Annotated in this window: 15 protein-coding genes and 1 tRNA gene; 9 read left to right on the top strand and 7 right to left on the bottom strand. The window is 38.5% G+C overall.

What is annotated here, in order from left to right:
- Positions 1 to 31 precede the first annotated feature (31 nt).
- A complete protein-coding gene (locus BLR60_RS18450; protein ID WP_244155698.1) occupies positions 32 to 1,237 on the top strand; it encodes an MFS transporter in 1,206 nt (401 codons plus the stop codon).
- 529 nt (positions 1,238 to 1,766) lie between these two features.
- Here the strand turns inward: BLR60_RS18450 and BLR60_RS18440 are convergent.
- The 5 genes from BLR60_RS18440 to BLR60_RS18420 form a co-directional block, all read right to left on the bottom strand.
- Positions 1,767 to 2,570 carry a hypothetical protein gene (locus tag BLR60_RS18440; RefSeq protein ID WP_090502510.1) on the bottom strand — a complete coding sequence of 268 codons (804 nt, stop codon included), beginning with the start codon at positions 2,568 to 2,570 and terminating at the stop codon, positions 1,767 to 1,769.
- 214 nt (positions 2,571 to 2,784) lie between these two features.
- Positions 2,785 to 5,979 carry an efflux RND transporter permease subunit gene (locus tag BLR60_RS18435; RefSeq protein WP_090502508.1) on the bottom strand — a complete coding sequence of 1,065 codons (3,195 nt, stop codon included), beginning with the start codon at positions 5,977 to 5,979 and terminating at the stop codon, positions 2,785 to 2,787.
- 65 nt (positions 5,980 to 6,044) lie between these two features.
- The gene (locus BLR60_RS18430; RefSeq protein ID WP_090502506.1) at positions 6,045 to 7,112 is read right to left on the bottom strand and encodes an efflux RND transporter periplasmic adaptor subunit; all 1,068 of its coding nucleotides are present in this window, start codon (positions 7,110 to 7,112) and stop codon (positions 6,045 to 6,047) included.
- Positions 7,113 to 7,114: 2 nt separating this feature from the next.
- Positions 7,115 to 8,455, bottom strand: coding sequence for a TolC family protein (locus BLR60_RS18425; RefSeq protein ID WP_090502503.1), 1,341 nt, complete (start codon positions 8,453 to 8,455; stop codon positions 7,115 to 7,117).
- An 86-nt stretch (positions 8,456 to 8,541) separates the two neighbouring features.
- The gene (locus BLR60_RS18420) at positions 8,542 to 9,153 is read right to left on the bottom strand and encodes a TetR/AcrR family transcriptional regulator (RefSeq protein WP_090502501.1); all 612 of its coding nucleotides are present in this window, start codon (positions 9,151 to 9,153) and stop codon (positions 8,542 to 8,544) included.
- A gap of 167 nt (positions 9,154 to 9,320) precedes the next feature.
- Here BLR60_RS18420 and BLR60_RS18415 point away from each other — a divergent pair, with 167 nt between their 5' ends.
- The 4 genes from BLR60_RS18415 (at position 9,321) to BLR60_RS18400 (ending at position 11,936) form a co-directional block, all read left to right on the top strand.
- The gene (locus BLR60_RS18415; protein ID WP_090502499.1) at positions 9,321 to 9,752 is read left to right on the top strand and encodes a sterol desaturase family protein; all 432 of its coding nucleotides are present in this window, start codon (positions 9,321 to 9,323) and stop codon (positions 9,750 to 9,752) included.
- Positions 9,753 to 9,770: 18 nt separating this feature from the next.
- Complete coding sequence (locus BLR60_RS18410; RefSeq protein ID WP_090502497.1) at positions 9,771 to 10,220, top strand: hypothetical protein; 450 nt, start codon at positions 9,771 to 9,773, stop codon at positions 10,218 to 10,220.
- 41 nt (positions 10,221 to 10,261) lie between these two features.
- Entirely contained in the window at positions 10,262 to 11,278 is a 1,017-nt protein-coding gene (murB, locus tag BLR60_RS18405) for a UDP-N-acetylmuramate dehydrogenase (RefSeq protein WP_090502495.1), read from the top strand.
- 127 nt (positions 11,279 to 11,405) lie between these two features.
- Positions 11,406 to 11,936 carry an RNA polymerase sigma factor gene (locus BLR60_RS18400; RefSeq protein WP_090502493.1) on the top strand — a complete coding sequence of 177 codons (531 nt, stop codon included), beginning with the start codon at positions 11,406 to 11,408 and terminating at the stop codon, positions 11,934 to 11,936.
- Between the two features lie 539 nt (positions 11,937 to 12,475).
- Here BLR60_RS18400 and BLR60_RS18395 read toward each other — a convergent pair.
- Positions 12,476 to 13,957: a phytoene desaturase family protein gene (locus tag BLR60_RS18395; RefSeq protein WP_090502491.1), complete on the bottom strand. Its 1,482-nt coding sequence runs from the start codon at positions 13,955 to 13,957 to the stop codon at positions 12,476 to 12,478.
- 639 nt (positions 13,958 to 14,596) lie between these two features.
- Here BLR60_RS18395 and BLR60_RS18390 point away from each other — a divergent pair.
- The 3 genes from BLR60_RS18390 (at position 14,597) to BLR60_RS18380 (ending at position 16,350) form a co-directional block, all read left to right on the top strand.
- Positions 14,597 to 15,127 carry a hypothetical protein gene (locus tag BLR60_RS18390; RefSeq protein ID WP_090502489.1) on the top strand — a complete coding sequence of 177 codons (531 nt, stop codon included), beginning with the start codon at positions 14,597 to 14,599 and terminating at the stop codon, positions 15,125 to 15,127.
- 1 nt (position 15,128) lies between these two features.
- Positions 15,129 to 15,818, top strand: a complete 690-nt coding sequence (locus tag BLR60_RS18385) for a lycopene cyclase domain-containing protein (RefSeq protein WP_090502487.1) — start codon at positions 15,129 to 15,131, stop codon at positions 15,816 to 15,818.
- A gap of 289 nt (positions 15,819 to 16,107) precedes the next feature.
- On the top strand, positions 16,108 to 16,350 hold the full coding sequence (locus tag BLR60_RS18380; protein ID WP_090502486.1) for a cytochrome b5 domain-containing protein: 243 nt from the start codon (positions 16,108 to 16,110) through the stop codon (positions 16,348 to 16,350).
- A 136-nt stretch (positions 16,351 to 16,486) separates the two neighbouring features.
- On the opposite strand, the gene BLR60_RS18375 is transcribed toward BLR60_RS18380, so the two are convergent.
- Complete coding sequence (locus BLR60_RS18375; protein ID WP_090502484.1) at positions 16,487 to 17,407, bottom strand: PfkB family carbohydrate kinase; 921 nt, start codon at positions 17,405 to 17,407, stop codon at positions 16,487 to 16,489.
- Positions 17,408 to 17,551: 144 nt separating this feature from the next.
- On the opposite strand from BLR60_RS18375, the gene BLR60_RS18370 reads away from it, so the two are divergent.
- Positions 17,552 to 17,625, top strand: a tRNA-Asn gene (locus tag BLR60_RS18370).
- Positions 17,626 to 17,794 lie beyond the last annotated feature (169 nt).

Raw genomic sequence — 17,794 nt, 5'->3', positions numbered from 1 at the left:
CTTTGTCGTTTTATCATTTTAAAACATCACATTGGAAGAGCGCACGCAAGAACAGGAATTTTTAATTAAACCAGAAGATAAACCTCCATTAGCGCAAAGTTCTCCAAAACAAGTACGTTTAGCTATATCTGCCTTTTACTTTATGCAAGGGGTCTGCTTTGCCAGTTGGGCCAGCAGGATCCCAACTTTTAAGGCCTCCATGGGTTTAAATGATGCAGAATTAGGTTCTATACTTTTTGCATTGCCGGCAGGACAGATTATAACCATGTTTTTTTCTGCAAAACTGACCACACATTTTGGCAGTAAGAAAATGTTAAGGGCAACAGCGCCACTTTATGCTATTGCATTAACTTTTTTAGCATTAGCTAACACAGGTTGGCAATTGGCGGCTTTTTTGGTTTTGTTTGGTATTACAGGTAATTTATGTAATATCGCTTTAAATACTCAGGGTGTTGCTGGTGAAAACTATTATGGCAAACCCATTATGAGTTCATTTCATGGCGCCTGGAGTATCGGGAATTTAACAGGTGCATTAATTGCGCTTGGTTTGGTTAACCTAAAATTAGGTATGTATACCCATTTCTGGATTATTGCCTGCATATCTCTAACCAATGTGTTATTTAATTCCAAAAAACTACTCAGTTACAATAAACCAGATACCGTAGTGGAGAAAACGAAATTTTTTACCATGCCTCAGGGTATTTTGGTGTTATTGGGCGTTATTGCATTTTGTAGTATGGCTACCGAAGGTACCATGTTCGATTGGAGTGCTATTTACTTCGAAGATGTAGTAAAATTGCCGCACAATAAGGCCATTATTGGTTATGCATCATTCATGTTTATGATGGCCAGCGGAAGGTTTATGGGCGTATTTTTGATCGGTAAATTCGGGCGAAAAAATCTGTTACAGATTAGCGGTGCTATTATATCTGTAGGTATGGCGCTTGCGGTGATATTCCCGAACCTGTTTATTGCTATTGTTGGTTTTATGCTTATTGGTTTGGGTGTTTCGAGTATTGTGCCCATGGTATATAGCATAGCGGGAAACAATAAGAAAGTACCAGCCGGTAAAGCCATAACCATGGTTTCGAGCATCGGTTATTTTGCTTTTTTGTTCGGCCCACCGTTAATCGGTTATGTTTCGCAATTGTCCAGCCTTCGCTATTCTTTCGGGATTATTTCTGTGTTCGGTATGCTGATTATTTTTTTGGTTGCGAAAATTAAAGAGATAAATTAGGGTGCATTTCATATAGAAATATATCGGTTATTTGTAGTGCAGTGTCTATGGGAAAAATAGCGTTTCTTCCCGTTTTTTGCTTGTACTTCGCATCCTCATGCCACGTTGCTGCAGGGTGCCGCTGCAAACCGCTCACCCGCAAAGAACAGGGGCAAATTGGCCAAACCAGCTTTTCATTTTTGGGGTGGCAAGGCGCACAAACCATCATTCCTAAACCCGATTGAAGCGAACACGAAGTGCAACGAAGTAAAGCAAAAAAGCGGGTCTGCAAACCGCCAAGAATAACAGTCTGCTCATTTTCAAGCCTTAAGATACTAAATGTGTCTTATTTCGGTGGTTAAGACACCAACCAATAGGATAAAAAATTAATGCACTTTATTAGGAAGACTTGGCTAGCCGTTTCGTCATGCTGATCCGATAGCTCGGATTTATTTAAGCATCTTTCCCGTTAAACCACCTTGCTATAAAGACCCTGAAACAAGTTCAGGGTGACGATTAGTAGAGCTGAGCCTCTGCTAAATTTAACATGTCACTCTTTCTTTACCAATCCATGCTCCTTTAAGGCTGCTACCGCAAGCTCAATCAACCTTAGGTTTTCTTCCAGGTGCCCATGCTGTACTTCTACGTTGATATATGGAATGTTATTTTGCATGGCATAAACCGAAAGGGAGCCATCGTTCGAAGCAAATTTAGATTGAAGAATAACATTTACATTGGCCTTTTTTAAACTGCTAAACAATCTTGGCTCGGTTACATAAATCAGATCGTCGCCATCCATTTGGAAGTTAATGTGGACCGAATCGGCAGTGCTGGCTAAATCGTAACCTGGTAAATAAGAAGAAATACCAAAACCGCCATCGGCATTGTTATGAAGGGTTAAAAAATAACCCGTAGTTTTTGGGTCGTAAAAATCTACAATTTGTTTCCCTGTTTTTAATATGGCTTTTTCCACTTCGTTAGAGCTGAATGGGTTTTTCTTCAATCTGGTATTAACCCCCACTTCGGTGTATATCGCATTTGGATCTATACGGTATTGGTCGTCCATATAAGTGAAATAATAATCCCTCACCGCTCCATATTGACTATCGATCAGCTCACCACCATACCAGCGGATATAATCAAAACCAGCTTTTACACCGGTATCTTCATTGTCATGTACCACTAAAAACTTTACGCCATTGGGTTTGTAACTGTATTTTACCAATGTGATATTCAGATCGCAGAGTTTAACGAAGCTCGAATCCGTACGCATAGCCGCAAAAACGGGTGGATGTTGAGCTTTTACCAGAAATGTAGAACAGATTAAGGACAGACTAAAGAAAATTTTGAACATAATCACTAATATACAATGTGATTAACAATTTGTTTGAATACAGTATAGTAGAATTATCTTCTCGTGAAATTAAGGGGCTAATGGTTCGTGGTGATACAAACCATGGTATTTGAGATTTCTTATAGTGAATACAAAAATCATGATCATGAGTTTAAACTTCACAAAAAAAGCCCCGATTTGGGGTCGGGGCTAATTGATTGTTAATTTGGAGAGATTAATGTCCGTGATCTAAATCGTATTCATTTACATCTTTATGGTCATATGGTTCAACCATTAACTCATCTATAGTTTTTCCTTTTTTATTGAAACCAAAGCGTTCTAACATTCTGTCGAACATCAAGTATACCACCGGTACTACAATTAAGGTTAAGAATAAGGAACTGGTTAATCCACCTACAATTACCCATGCCAAGCCATTTTTCCACTCTGCACCTGCACCACTTGCCAAAGCAATTGGAAGCATCCCGAATACCATGGCAATGGTTGTCATTAAGATTGGTCGTAAACGTGCATGGTTGGCCAATACAAGCGCTTCTTTGGTTTCTTTACCTTCAGCCTTTAAATGGTTGGTAAAATCGACCAGGATGATCGCGTTTTTCGCTACCAGACCCATTAACATAATTAAACCTAAAATGGTGAAGATACCGATTGAGTTATTGGTTAATGCGAGTGCCAACAGGGCTCCGATTACCGCTAGCGGAAGTGAAAACATTACCACTAATGGATAAATAAAACTATCGTAAAGGGCAACCATAATTAGGTAAACCAAAATAATTGAGGCTAATAAAGCAATACCTAAAGTACCAAAACCTTCGCTCTGATTCTCCTGATCACCCGCCCAGCTATAACTTACACCAACCGGTGCTTTGAGTTTGCCGTTTTTTTGCAGTTCTTCCAGTTTTGCCTGGAACTCTGCAACCACGGTTCCTGTTGGTCTACCGATAGATTGTGCCTTAACGGATACGGAAGTCGATTTATTTAAACGCTCTAACTGACTTGGACCTGAACCTTCAGTAATAGTTGCAAACTGCGATAATTTGATCTGTTTGCCATCATTATTTACAAAAATAAGGTTACGTACGTCGTCAATGTTCTGGCGGTTAAAGTTTTGATACTGGATGTTAATATCATACTCGTACTCCCCTTTACGGTATTTACCATCGGTATTACCTGCAAAAGCAGTCTGCATGGTCGAACCTACGGTTTGTAAGGTTAAGCCTACTGCCGACATCTTATCGCGGTCTACCTGAACGTTAATCTCCGGTGTACCTTTCTCTACCGATAATTTAATCTCCGTAGCACCAGGAATAGAAGCGAGCACTTTTTGTGCACCTTCAGCATATTTCAAGGCACTATCTAAATCAGAACCCATTACCACCAACTGGATCGGTGCATTTTCTGCAATACCCAGAATACTGATTGGAACGGTTTTTACTTTTGCACCAATTAATTCTTTAGCCAGTGCACGGCTCATTTTGGTTGCGAAGATATCTGAAGAAACGCCTTTACGCTCATCGCGTTCAACCAGTTTAACGTTAATTTCTGATTTGTAAGCAGTTGCCTGTGTACCACCAAAATCACCGGTCGATTGTCCAACAGTAGTAATTAACTGCGTAATTTCAGGTTGTTTATCTAAGAAAGCTTCTGCTTTTTGAGTGAGGAAGTTCGTTTGCTCTAAAGAAGCATCTTTTGGTAATTCTAATTGCACCAAGAACTCACCTTTATCTGATTTAGGGAAGAATTCCGATCCGATAAAACCTCCAGCCAATAATCCACATGAACTTAAGAACATCACCACCACGGCAACTAAAGTTAATGCTTTATGATTTAAAGACCATGTTAAAATGCTGGTAATCCAAAGTGTAAATTTCTTCAACTGTTTTTCGAACCAGAGGATAAAACGGCCAAATATATTTTTGCCTTCAATGTGTTCTAACTTACCGAAACGGGAGAAGATAAGCGGTACAATGGTAAATGAAGCTAACAATGATAGCAATGTTGCAATAATTACCACGATACAGAACTGGCGTAAAATATTAGATACTAAACCGGTACTTACTGCGATTGGGAAGAACACCACCACAATTACGAAAGTAATGGATACTACCGTAAAACCAATCTCTCTTGTTGCATCAGAAGCTGCCCGCACTTTATTTTTACCCATCTCCATGTGCCGCTGGATATTTTCCAGTACCACAATCGCATCATCTACCAGGATACCTACCACGAGTGATAGTCCGAGCAGCGACATTAGGTTTAAAGTAAAGCCAAATAAGCTGATGCCAATAAATGTAGCGATTAATGAAACCGGAATGGATACCATTACAATTAACGCATTACGTAAACTGTGCAGGAAGAAAAGCATCACGAAGGCCACTAAGATAACCGCCAAGATTAAATCGTGGATTACCGCATCAGCAGATTCTAAGGTAAAGATCGAACTATCGTTTACGATCCTCATATCCAGCTTATTGTCTGCGTATTCTGTTTTAAGTTTGGCAATAATGGCGTGTACACCTTTACTCACCTCTACGGCATTTGCATCACTTTGTTTAATGATCTGGATGGCAATAGATGCTTTACGATCGATACGAGCCAGTTTCTCCGTTTCTTTTTGCGAATCCTGAACATCTGCCACATCGCCTAAGCGGATCTGTGCGCCATCTTTGCTTGTGGTTAAAACCAGGTTTCTCAATTCATCAATGCTTCTGTATTTACCCGATAAACGAATTAATACATCCTGGTTCTGCGTTTTTACACTTCCGGTAGGGAAATCCAGGTTCGAAGAAAGAATCATCTGTTGTACCTGAGGGACCGCAAGACCATAGCCCTGTAATTTATCGGCATCAAGCGAAACCTGAATTTCGCGTTCAGAGCCACCCACTAAGTTTACCTGTGCAATACCACTTACCCTCGAAATTACCGGGGCAATACGTTTGTCAATTAAATCGTAAAAGCTTACGTCGTCCATATTGGCAGAGGCCGTCATGGTAATTACCGGTAAATCATCAAGCGAGAATTTACTCAATGATGGTGTTTTTACATCTTCCGGTAATTCAGAAAGAACGGCGTTAACCTTTCTTTGCGCATCATTTAACGAGATATCGATATTCGCGGCATCTGTTAGCGTAATGGTTACGGTAGATAAACTCTCAAATGATACAGAGTTGATTTTTTTGATGTTTTCCATCGATGATACCGCATCCTCGATTTTTTTGGTTACGGTATTTTCAACCTCATTTGGCGAAGCGCCAGGGTAGATGGTCGAAATAGATACTACGTTGTTGGAGAATTTTGGAAGTAATTCATAACCCAACGAAAAGTAACTTAATAAGCCAAGCAAGGTAAGTGCGGTAAATACCACAATAACCAGCGAAGGCCTTTTTATAGATATGTCTGTTATCTTCATTTTAATTCGTATTGCGTTTTTGCGATTGGCATATCGCGTTTCTAAAAGCTGAAAATTCCGATAACTTACTTCACGATACTAACCGGAGTACCTTCAGTTAAGTTAATCTGTCCACTGGTAATCACAGTTTCACCCTCTTTTAAGCCATCAAGAATTTCAACATTATCTCCTAAAATACGGCCTGCTACCACATTACGGGTTTTAGCAGTATTGCTGGCTTTATCCAATACAAAAACCTGGTTGCTGCTTACACTACCCACAAATGAGGTACGTGGAATAAGGATGCTTGGCGCCTGTTTAGGGAACTTAAATACTGCAGTTCCATACATGCCGGCTTTTAAAGTGTTTTTATGGCTGTTTTCCACTTCTATTTCGATAGGGAAGTTCAAAGTTCCGTCAGCTTTAGCTGCGATGAAGGTTACTTTTCCAGAAAAATTATCAGTCGGGAAAACCGAAGATTTGATCTCGATTTTATCGCCTATTTTAAGGTTGGCCACCTGTGATTCGTTAACATTTACCTTAAGCTTTAATTTGGAAACATCAACCAATTCGAATAACTGTGTACCCTGAGCCGTTACAAATGCACCAACTTCGATGTATCTTTTGTTTACAATACCGTTAATTGGCGATTTAATGTTCGCATCGCTTAACCTTCTTTGCGAAGCCTGTAAACGCAGTTTCGCATTTTTTGTGGCCAATTTAGCCTGGTCTAACTGTTGTTGTGTAACGCCACCGGTTTGGAATGAGCTTTGATATCTGGCTTCATCTCTTACCGCATTCTGGTAGGTCGCTTCAGCGGTTTCCCTGTCTGTATTAATGATTTCGGCATCAACCCGGGCCAAAATCTGTCCCTTGCTTACCCGGTCACCTTCATCTACATAAATAGCTTTAACCCGACCAGCATTTTCAGATAAGAAGTTAAGTTCCTGTTTAGGTATAAAGTTTCCGTTCGCACTGAAATCTAAATCCACAGCTTTCCGCTCCACTTGTGAAACCCGAACGGCAACAGCACCACCACCTTTAGCAATGAAAGCAGTTTTTTCTTCGTTCTTCTTTTTATTGTTGCTTAAAACATAAGCTATTGCACCAACGGCAACAACAACTACGATGATTATGGTAATTACTCTTTTCATTTCTATTGTACTAGCGATTTAATATTTCCGTTTGATTTGATTAATTGTATTTCGGCTATTTTATAATTTAATAAAGCCTGGGTATAACTGTTTTGTGCCGAAGTAAGTGCGTTTTCAGTATCTAAAAGATCGGTTAACGAAGCTAAACCGTTATTATAATTATTTTGGGTGCTGCTGTAAATCTCTTGCGCTAAATCGGCATTTTTGCGTTGTGCCTTAATGGTGTTTAAGTTATTGCGCAACTGTATTTTTGCATTTTCGTAAGCGAGATTTAGTGCATTGTTGGTTTCTTTTCTGCTTTCCTGAGCTTTTTTAATCTCTACATCAGCCTGGCGGATTTTAGAGCGGGTTAAGAAACCGTTAAAAATGGGTACTCTTAAAGTTAAACCGATTGCCGATGCACCATATCCGATAGCAGCAGCATTTGATTTAAGAAAATCAAAACTGTCGCTCTGGCTCGAATAGGTATAGTTACCTGTTAAAGCCAAACTAGGGTAATATTCCGCCACATAAGCTTTTCTTTGTAGAGATAAAAGTTTATCCTGGTTATTTAACAGTTTAACTTCTGTTCTGTTGGCCAGATCGATAGAATCTGTAAACATAGGTAATGTGGTTACTTCCGTTAATTCGGTAGGAGGTAGGCTAATTGGGGTAGCAACCGGCATTCCCATCGAATATTTCAACTGGTTTTCCAATTGGGTAATGGCATTGATGACCTGCTCGCGTTGCGTGTTCAGGTTGGTTAAGTTTACACTGATCCGGTCTACATCGATTTTTCTGGCCAAACCATTTTTATACTGGGTACCCACAATTTTTTCAACTATCTTAACATTTTTAATGTTGGTATCGATCACGTTAAGTTGTTGCCTGTTTACCAAAACCTGGTAGTAATTGTTAGCTACCAGTTCAATAATCTGTTCCTCAGTTAACTGCGAAGTAAGATTGTAATATTCTTCACTCGATTTTGCAGCCTGCAAACCGGTAAAAACCTGTTGGTTGAATAACTGTTGTGAAAGCTGAACACCTGCGGTCGAATTCCAGTTCTGACCTAGTTTAATTGCCTGTGTTTGTCCGCCGAAATTTGCAACTAACTGGCCAATAATAGGGTTGTAAGTTAAACCTACATTTCCGGTAAGTTGTGGTAAAGCCTGTGCCCTTACTTCCTGTACCTTGTATCTTCCACCCTCAATGTCTAATTTAGCATTGCGTACTTTAGTGTTGTTTTGGAGCGCAAAGGTGAGCGCCTCTTTCAAGGTAATTTGCTGCTGTGCAATTGCCAGCTGCGGTAAAACCGAGCCGATAATCACAATGAGCATTAATTTTACCATTTTTATTCTAAGCATAATGTATTGTTTTTTGTTTTTGGGTTCTTCTCTGTTTATTTAGCCTGTAAAGTTGAGGCCTGTTTATTTATGCCAACGTTAAACTTTTAGTCTGTACACCTTAAGCCTCTTACAAATATCGAAGTCAGGTTTTTTTGCTTTACCGTCATTTTATTTAATGATTTTTTATCCGGGAAAAGGTCTTTGCCAGTTTCCATAATACACATGGTACAAAGGCCCATCAAACTTTCCAGGTATAACTCGGCAACATGCGTGGTGTCATCATGTTCAATTTCTCCTTTTGCTTTAGCCTGACTAAAAATTTCTGCGAAAAAATCTTTTTCTGATTCTTTTAGCGTATGCAATTTACCTTTAATCACTTCGTCGTTCAGCAAGTCCGGAATGCCTTCGGTAATGCGGAGCATGTAATATTTCTGGAAAAATGTGTTCCGTACATCAATGGTGTTAAAAAGAATTTCCTGTACCGGTAAATCAGGGTTATGTTTCTTTTTGATCAGTTCAAAGAAGTCATTAAACACTTTTTCTATTACGCCTAAAATTAAATGTTTTTTATCGGGGAAATAATAATAAAGAGATGGTTTGGATACGGATAGATCTTCGGCAATATCATTCATCGTGGTTTTACCAATACCAAAATGAATAAAGCGTTTTATAGCACCATCAATAATTTGCTCTCTCTTTTTATCAGCTACAATCATTTTACTTTTCTACTTTCTGACTTTTTTAATATTTTAGTCAAAAATAGTGCTAAAAAATGATTTGTCGTAAAGAGTTGGTTTGAAACAGCATTAAGCTTACAATTTTATGACATAATTTTACTTCTTAAGATGTTTATATATCTTTACAAACCAATTATTTAGAAAATTTGTCAGTATCTATCAACATCCTCATTGTACTATCTACCATTATTGCTATGGAGTGTTTGTCTTGGATTATACACAAATACCTATTCCATGGGCCACTTTGGTTTATGCATAAAAGCCATCACCAGAAAGCAAAATCATTTTTTGAATGGAACGATCTGTTTGCGTTACTGTTTGCGGGAATCTCCCTGTATTTAATGTACGTTGACCGCAATGGCTTTGGTTACCGCTTTTTTATAGGTTTAGGTATTTCCCTATACGGCCTGATTTATTTTGTGGTACACGATTGGTTTGTGCACCGCAGGTTTAAAACCTTTAAAAGCAATAATTCTTATCTGCAGGCAGTACGGAAAGCGCATAAAATCCACCATAAAAACAGGGGAAAGGAAAAAGGGAGAGCTTTTGGTTTGTTGTTTGTGCGAAAGCAGTATTAAAAAGCTAAATCGCACGATATGAAAAATTATTACCTGGTATTTTTGATTGGAATTATTTCTTTAACCTTATATTCATGTGGCAAAACAACTGATAAAGACCGGGCCATTGCACTCGTTGAATCGGAATATGAAAGCAGTAGTCGGGATTTGAATTTCAATGAAGCAAAATTGGATACTTTATACAATATTTCGCCGCAGGCCTATATCGATAGTGTTAAAAAAGGGAATGAGTTAGATATTACCCTGGCTGAGCTGGAGAGCCAGATTAAACATTTGAGTCAGGCAGAATCGGACAGTGTAGGATTGATTAGTGCTAAACTCACTAAAGAAAGGTACCGCCTTTTGAACCTTAAGAAAATTAAACCACAATTTATCGGTTGGAAACTTTCTGGTGTGTCCGTAAGAGGTAATAAGCAAAAAGTTCTAAGCTTTAATTTTGATCAGGAGATTACCAAAATCGTTCCTTAACTATTTTTTATTTTACTTTTGCAGCATCATACAAAATCACTATGCTTCAAATTCAGGAAAATATTTCACTAAAACCATACAACTCTTTTGGTATAGATGTTAAGGCCAGTTACTTTGCTGAAGTATTTTCTGAAGCAGATCTGACCAGTTTATTTAAGAACGAGATCGTAAAATCTAAGCGGCTTCTCGTAATAGGTGGGGGGAGTAATGTTTTATTTACAGAAGATTATGGCGGATTGGTTGTTAAAATCAGCATCAAGGGCATTCAGTCTAAAGAGATCGATGATAAGGTTTTAGTAACTGCAGGTGCGGGTGAGGTTTGGAACGATTTTGTAAATTATTGTGTTGAACACCATTTTGCGGGTGTAGAAAATTTAAGCCTGATTCCGGGAACGGTAGGCGCTTCGCCCATACAGAACATTGGCGCATATGGCGTAGAGCTGAAAGATGTTTTCGATAGCTGCACAGCATTTGAAATTCAAAGCGGAGAAATTAAAACTTTTACCTTTAATGATTGTCAGTTTGGCTATCGTGAAAGTATTTTTAAAAGAGCGCTAAAGGGACAGTATATCATTACATCTGTTACTTTCCGTTTATCATCAGCGGCTAAAATTAATACATCTTATGGTGCAATTGAAACTGAACTATTGAACAGGGGAATCGAAAATCCAAACATTGCAGATGTTTCAGCTGCGGTATCTCATATCCGCGTGAGCAAACTGCCTGATCCGTCGACTATCGGAAATGCAGGTAGCTTCTTCAAAAATCCGGTGATCGACAAACATGAATTTGCAGATATTGTAGCAAAGCATCCCGATGTGGTACATTATCCTACAGCTGATGGTAAAATTAAATTAGCAGCCGGCTGGTTAATTGAGCAATGTGGCTGGAAAGGTAAAGTGGTTGGACAAACGGGTACATGGAAAAACCAGGCGTTGGTTTTAGTGAATCACGGACATGCAACCGGTACAGAAGTGTATAATTTTTCTGAACAAATAATAGACAGTGTGAAGTCTACTTTTGGAGTCACTTTAGAAAGAGAAGTAAATATTCTGTGACGAAAGTTGACTATGAGGTAGTTATGCACTTTTAGTGCCGTGCCACAAAATTTTGGTATTAAGTTTGTTTGAGTTTAAACGAATGAACAATAATTGATTTGTTTTTAATCTCCTAAAGCTAAATATCATGACAAAATTTGAATTCAATCATCTGGTTAATCATCACTCGGTATCACTTAGATCTTATGCTTTAAATTTTACAAAAGACGCAGAAGACGCAAATGATCTGGTTCAGGATACTATGCTGAAAGCAATCACTTATTATAATAAATTTAAAGAGGGTACTAATTTAAAAGGTTGGTTGTTTACCATCATGAAAAATACCTTTATTAACAATTATCGCCGATTGGTTAAAACAAATACTTTAATTACACAGAGCGAGGATATTTCTTCTGCGAACCTATCATATAGTGCAACCAAAAACCAGGCAGAAAGTAAATTTGTGTTAGGTGATATTGATAAAGCACTATCTCAATTACCTGAAGAGTATTATGTGCCGTTTATCCGTTATTTCGAAGGTTATAAATACCATGAAATTGCTGATATGTTAGAAATTCCAATTGGAACAGTGAAAACACGTATCCACGTAGCAAGAGGAATTTTGAAAAAATACCTTAAAACGTACTCAAAAGAGATTGCCGTTTCAGAATTGGTTTAAAATACATCTATTATAGAATTACGGGCTCAGATTTATCTGGGCCTTTTTTGTTCTTGGTCGTCATGCTGATCCGGTGGCTATCGGATTTATTTGCAAGTAGCGCTAGCATTTTTCAATTGCCTTGTAGCTACTGTGTGGTCAGCATCTTTTAAAAGTGGCGTGATTGATATTATGCTGTCCGTTAAGAAAACCAGATTTCTCCATTCCGTGTTCCTTCGGTCGAAATAAAATGTAAAATCTTCTTACCCAGATTAACTAAATTTATGCCTGGAATTATCTCCGACTTTTACGCTAATCCGAAATGACGGCTTGATATTGAGGCGGGTTATTTCCAAAAACACTAAAAAGCAAAAGGCCCGGAAAATCCAGGCCTTTTTGCTTATCATATATTTGGTTAGTTGATTCTTATGTTTTCTTTCAACAATTCGCCTTCTCTCTTATTTCGAAACAAATGCAAACCTCAAACAATTGTGTGTTTTGTAGTATTATTGCAATGTTTTTGTTTTGTGGTTATAAAGATAGGGGAAATTTTAAATTTGTCAAGCTTTTTTTAACTTTTTTTTTATTTCTTTTGCTACCACTTGTCCGGAGATGATTGCAGGTGGCACACCAGGCCCCGGAACGGTTAATTGTCCGGTATATAAAAAATTTGTTACTTTACTTTTCATTTTAGGTTTTAGAAAAGCGGTCTGTTTCAAAGTGTTTGCTAATCCGTATGCATTTCCTTTAAAAGCGTGGTAGTCTTCTACAAAATCTTTCATCGCATAACTTCGTTTAAATAAAATGCTGCCGCTAATGTCGTTTCCTGTTAAATTTTTAAAGCGTTCTATCAATACGTTAAAGTATTCTTCTCTTTTGCTTTCGTTATCTTCCAAATCGGGTGCAAGCGGAATTAAAAAGAAAAGATTTTCACAACCTTCTGGTGCCACGCTTTTATCCGTTACAGAAGGGCAGCAGGCATAAAACAAAGGCTTTGATGGCCATTGTGGGTTGCTGTATATTTCTTTGGCATGTTGATCAAAATTCTCGTCGAAGAATAAGTTATGGTGTAATATATTGTCTAGTTTTTTATTTAGGCCGATATAAAATAAAAGGCAGGAAGGCGCCATTGTTCTGTTATCCCAATACTTTTTGTCGTAATTACGGTACGGCGGGTCGAAGAGATGTTGATCGATGTGGTGATAATCTGCATTACCCACTACAAAGTCGCTTTTAAAATTTCCCTGATTCGTAATTACGTACTCTGCAAGGTTGTTTTTTACTTCAATTTTGGTGACCTCCGTGTCGAAAATAAATTTTACTCCTTCGCTTTCTGCAATGTTTTGCATAGCGGCCACAATTTGGTGCATGCCGCCCATGGGGTACCAGGTACCTAAAACAAGGTCAGCATAGTTCATTAGGCTGTATAATGCAGGTGTGTTTTGTGGCGTGGCACCTAAAAATAAAACGGGGAATTCCAAAAGCTTCCGCAGCCGCTCGTTTTTAAACAGCTTGTGCACATGTTTTCGCATGTTGCCCAGGAGCTGTAGTTTAATGCCGCTAATAGCTAATCTCGGGTCGAAATATTCCATTACGCTGTGTGAAGGCTTAAAAACATACTCGTTCATGCCTACATCATATTTATACTTGGCCTGATCAAGAAAATATTTTAGGTTGCCGCTGCTGCCCGGCTCAAGTTTTTCAAATAAAGCATATAAATCATGCAATGTTGACGGAACATCAACAGTATCTTTTTTGCCAAAATAAATGCGGTAAGAGGGGTTTAGTCTTTTTAAGGAATAGAAATCAGAAGCAGTTTTGCCAAATAGATTATAATAGTTTTCGAATACATCTGGCATCCAGTACCAACTGGGGCCCATATCGAAAAGAAAGCCATCTTTTTGCCAGGTTCTGGCCCTGCCACCAGCCATTTCATTTTTTTCGATAACCGTAACATCACAGCCATCTTTGGCCAATAAGGCTGCTGCAGCCATGCCTGCAAAACCGGCACCGATAATGGTAACCGCGGGTTTTTTCTCCATGGTGTAAATAAAGGAATTTTATTGCGTTTTGTTTTGGTTTTTTCTCATTCTGCGTCTGTCATTCTGAATGCAATGAAGAATCTTTTGTTGTTGATCGCATAATCAGTTTAGTTGATCAGTAGTTTGAGGTATAACGTTTCTTCAGTTAAAGATTCTTTGCTGCGCTACTATTGACGGATTTGGTATCCATGAAAATCTAACGGGAAATTCTTCTACTTCATGCGATCTGCTCCCTGCTAACTGGCCTGACAGATTTCCACCGAAAAAAGCACGGGAATCTTTGCAGTTTCTTTCATGCCCCATTGCCTAAGGCAGGATCAAAGCGGGAGTGGTAGGTTAAGCAGGATAAGCGCTTCGATGCTGCCGCAATCAAGATTTCCGTAGCTTTTTACAAGGAAGGATGCAAGCCTTGATCTTTTGTTACCTTTGGATCAAGCCAAAAGTAAAAGCCCTCTCGGCGGCGAGCCGGGCCAAGACCGGGCTGTATGAAAACAAGAAATCAATTACATCACTCATATTGGTTTTATACCTAATTTATTCCTCAGGATTGATATTGGGGGATTTGGTATTCTGAATGCTGCACTCAGAAATACAAAGCAAACAAATGCGCTCAGCTTTTATTACATTTGCCAACAACATATGATTAAACTAAGTATTATATTTTTTCTGCTTTTTACGGCAGTCAACGTTACCTATGCACAACTCTCCACCCCAGAATTTGCGGTATTGAAAGCCAATTTGGTTAAGGCGGTAGAAAATGCTAAGCTTACCGATTCCTTGTTTACCAAGCTGACCCAACTGCCTAATAAAACGGCATTGGTTACTGGTTACATAGGTACTTTAGAAGCACTTAAAGCCAAGCACGCCTGGAATCCATATAATAAGATCAAATATGTGGGCCAGTCGCTTAAAACGATGCAAAAGGCAATAGACATGGATAAGGAAAATATGGAAATCCGGTTTATGCGGTTTTCGATCGAATTTTATACGCCATCCTTTCTAGGTTTGAGTAAAGATTTGGCGAAGGATAAAAAAGAGATCGTTAAACATTATCAAAACGGCAATTTTGGCCTGGCCGATGCAGAGCTGGTTAAAAACGTAGCTAAATTTATGATCGACAGTAAAAAATGCAATACTGCTGAAGTTAAAATTTTAACAAAATACCTTTAGGATGAATTATACCTATCTGCTTATTAATATCGCCGTAATATTTTTTCCGCTGGTTTTATCATTCGATAAAAAGGTTCATTTTTTTAGCAAATGGAAGTTTATATTTCCCGCCATATTACTTACCGGTATTGTTTTCTTAATATGGGACATCTTATTCACCAAGCTCAATGTATGGTCTTTTAATCCCGATTACCTGGTCGGGATAAATCTTTTGGGCCTACCTCTAGAAGAGATTCTGTTCTTTTTAACAGTCCCCTATGCCTGTGTGTTTATTTACGAGTGTTTAAATGCTTATTTCCCAAAGAATCATCTGCAAAAATATAGCCTGGCATTGAGTAATCTTTTCCTTGGGATTAGTATAGCCATTTTATTTTTCGGTTATAACAGGTGGTACACGCTCATTAATTTTGGCTTTTTGTTAATCGTGCTGGCTTATGTAGAATATGTGAACGTGAAACTCCGGTTTATGTACAGGTTTTACAGGGCTTACCTGGTTTCACTCATTCCTTTTTATATCGTGAACGGTTTTTTAACTGCTATTCCGGTGGTAATGTATAATAATAAAGAAAACATAGGTTTTAGGGTAGGCACGATACCTTTCGAAGATCATTTTTATTTAATGAGTTTGTTATTAATGAACGTTTTTCTGTATGAGCTTTTCAAAAGCAGGGCAGGTAAAAACCAGGCGTAAAAGATAAATATCGATTTTTTTATTAGGAAACGAACGTGCTGTGTTTCTTGGCGGTTCTCAGTCCCGCCATTCGCTGTAGCTCCGATAGAAGAATCGGAGGCTGTCGCTTTTGTCGGGTTTAAGCACAATGGTTTCTGCATCCTGCGTGGTTAGCAACGAGGGGGTTGCGACAAGCACCCAAAAAAGGCTACTGCTCTCCTTAAAAAATAGTTTTATTTAGAAATATAGGTAAAACCGTTTTATTTTTGCAGATTAATACTTAGAAACCTAGAAAAAGTACATTATTTAAATGGATTTACCAAGCTATACCAAACAACAACTTGCTTTGCGGAATGGGCAGGATAAACCTCAGATCTGGGTAGCTTATAAAGGTTTAATCTATGATATGACAGATAGCAGATTGTGGAGGAATGGGAAACATTATGAGCATTGGGCAGGGCAGGATTTGACTGATGAACTGCCAGATGCACCACACACCGAAGCTGTTTTTGAAAAGTTTGTACCGATAGCTATACTCGTTCAGCCCAATTAATTTTGGTAGCTGCCTTTGCGGCGTAAAGATTTAACCCCATAAAAAGCCGCATTATTTAAGCACTACGCTTAAATAATGCGGCTTAATTGATTGGTATGATGAAACTGGGAACTGGCTACTAAAAACTGTTAACTGATTACGCTTCTATTGTAAAAGAACTTAAGCTCACAAATTCCTGAATTCTTCCGGCAACGTCTTCATCTGTTAAATTCAATAACTTTTCTGTTCCAAATTTTTCTACACAGAAAGAAGCCAGTGCAGAGCCGTAAATAATTGCATTTTTCATGTTGTTAAAGTTAATGGTACCCACTTTAGCCAAGTAACCAATAAAACCCCCTGCAAATGTATCTCCAGCACCTGTCGGGTCGAATACTTCTGCTAAAGGCAGGGCCGGAGCAGAGAAAATCTGATCTTCGTGGAATAACAATGCGCCATGTTCGCCTTTTTTAATGATCAAATATTTCGGACCCATGGTAAGTATTTTTTTAGCTGCTTTTACCAATGAATATTCGCCAGATAGCTGACGTGCTTCAGCATCATTAATGGTTAATACATCTACCATTTTAATGGTTTCCAATAAATCATCCATCATAATATCCATCCAGAAGTTCATGGTGTCCATTACGATTAATTTAGGGCGGTTTTTAAGACGTTTGATTACCGTTTGCTGTACTTGTGGTGTAAGGTTTCCTAACATCAGATATTCGCAGTCCTGATAACTCTCTGGGATAATCGGGTCGAAATTTTCCAACACATTCAATTCGGTAATCAAAGTATCACGGCTGTTCATGTCGTTATGGTATTTACCTGACCAGAAAAATGATTTTTCACCAGCTTTGATCTGCAATCCCTCAGTATCAATACCGTGTTTGGTGAAAGTGTCGATGTCTGATTGATGAAAGTCATCACCCACCACAGCTACAATTTTTGCTTTACTATAAAAGTAAGAAGCGGCTAAACTTGCGTAAGTTGCTGCACCACCTACAATTTTATCTGTTTTTCCGAAAGGAGTTTCAATAGCATCAAAAGCTACAGTACCTATGATTATCAGGCTCATATATATGTATTAAATTTTTTTAAAATTTTTTCACTGCAAATATTGCATAAATAATTTAAAAGCCCTAATATTGCATTCCCAAAACGAACAAGGGTGCTTGTGCTGCAAAGTACAAAGAACCTCGTTTTAGGAAACGACCAGCACTCCTTCTTAGCTCAGCTGGTTAGAGCATCTGACTGTTAATCAGAGGGTCGCTGGTTCGAGCCCAGCAGAGGGAGCTTAAACCCGCAACGAAAGTTGTGGGTTTTTTTATTTAAAGTCCATTTTGGACTAAAAATGAGAAGCACAATAGGGATCAATACCAAAAGTTGTGTGATAAACGTATTAAGCATATAATTGCGTTAGTCTATAGAGGAAAAACTTAACGCATTTAACACCACGGAACTG

The organism is Pedobacter terrae (assembly GCF_900100705.1).
In the GTDB taxonomy this organism is placed as follows: domain Bacteria; phylum Bacteroidota; class Bacteroidia; order Sphingobacteriales; family Sphingobacteriaceae; genus Pedobacter; species Pedobacter terrae.
Note: the sequence above shows the minus strand (reverse complement) of the source record. Positions and strands in the feature narration are given on the sequence as shown.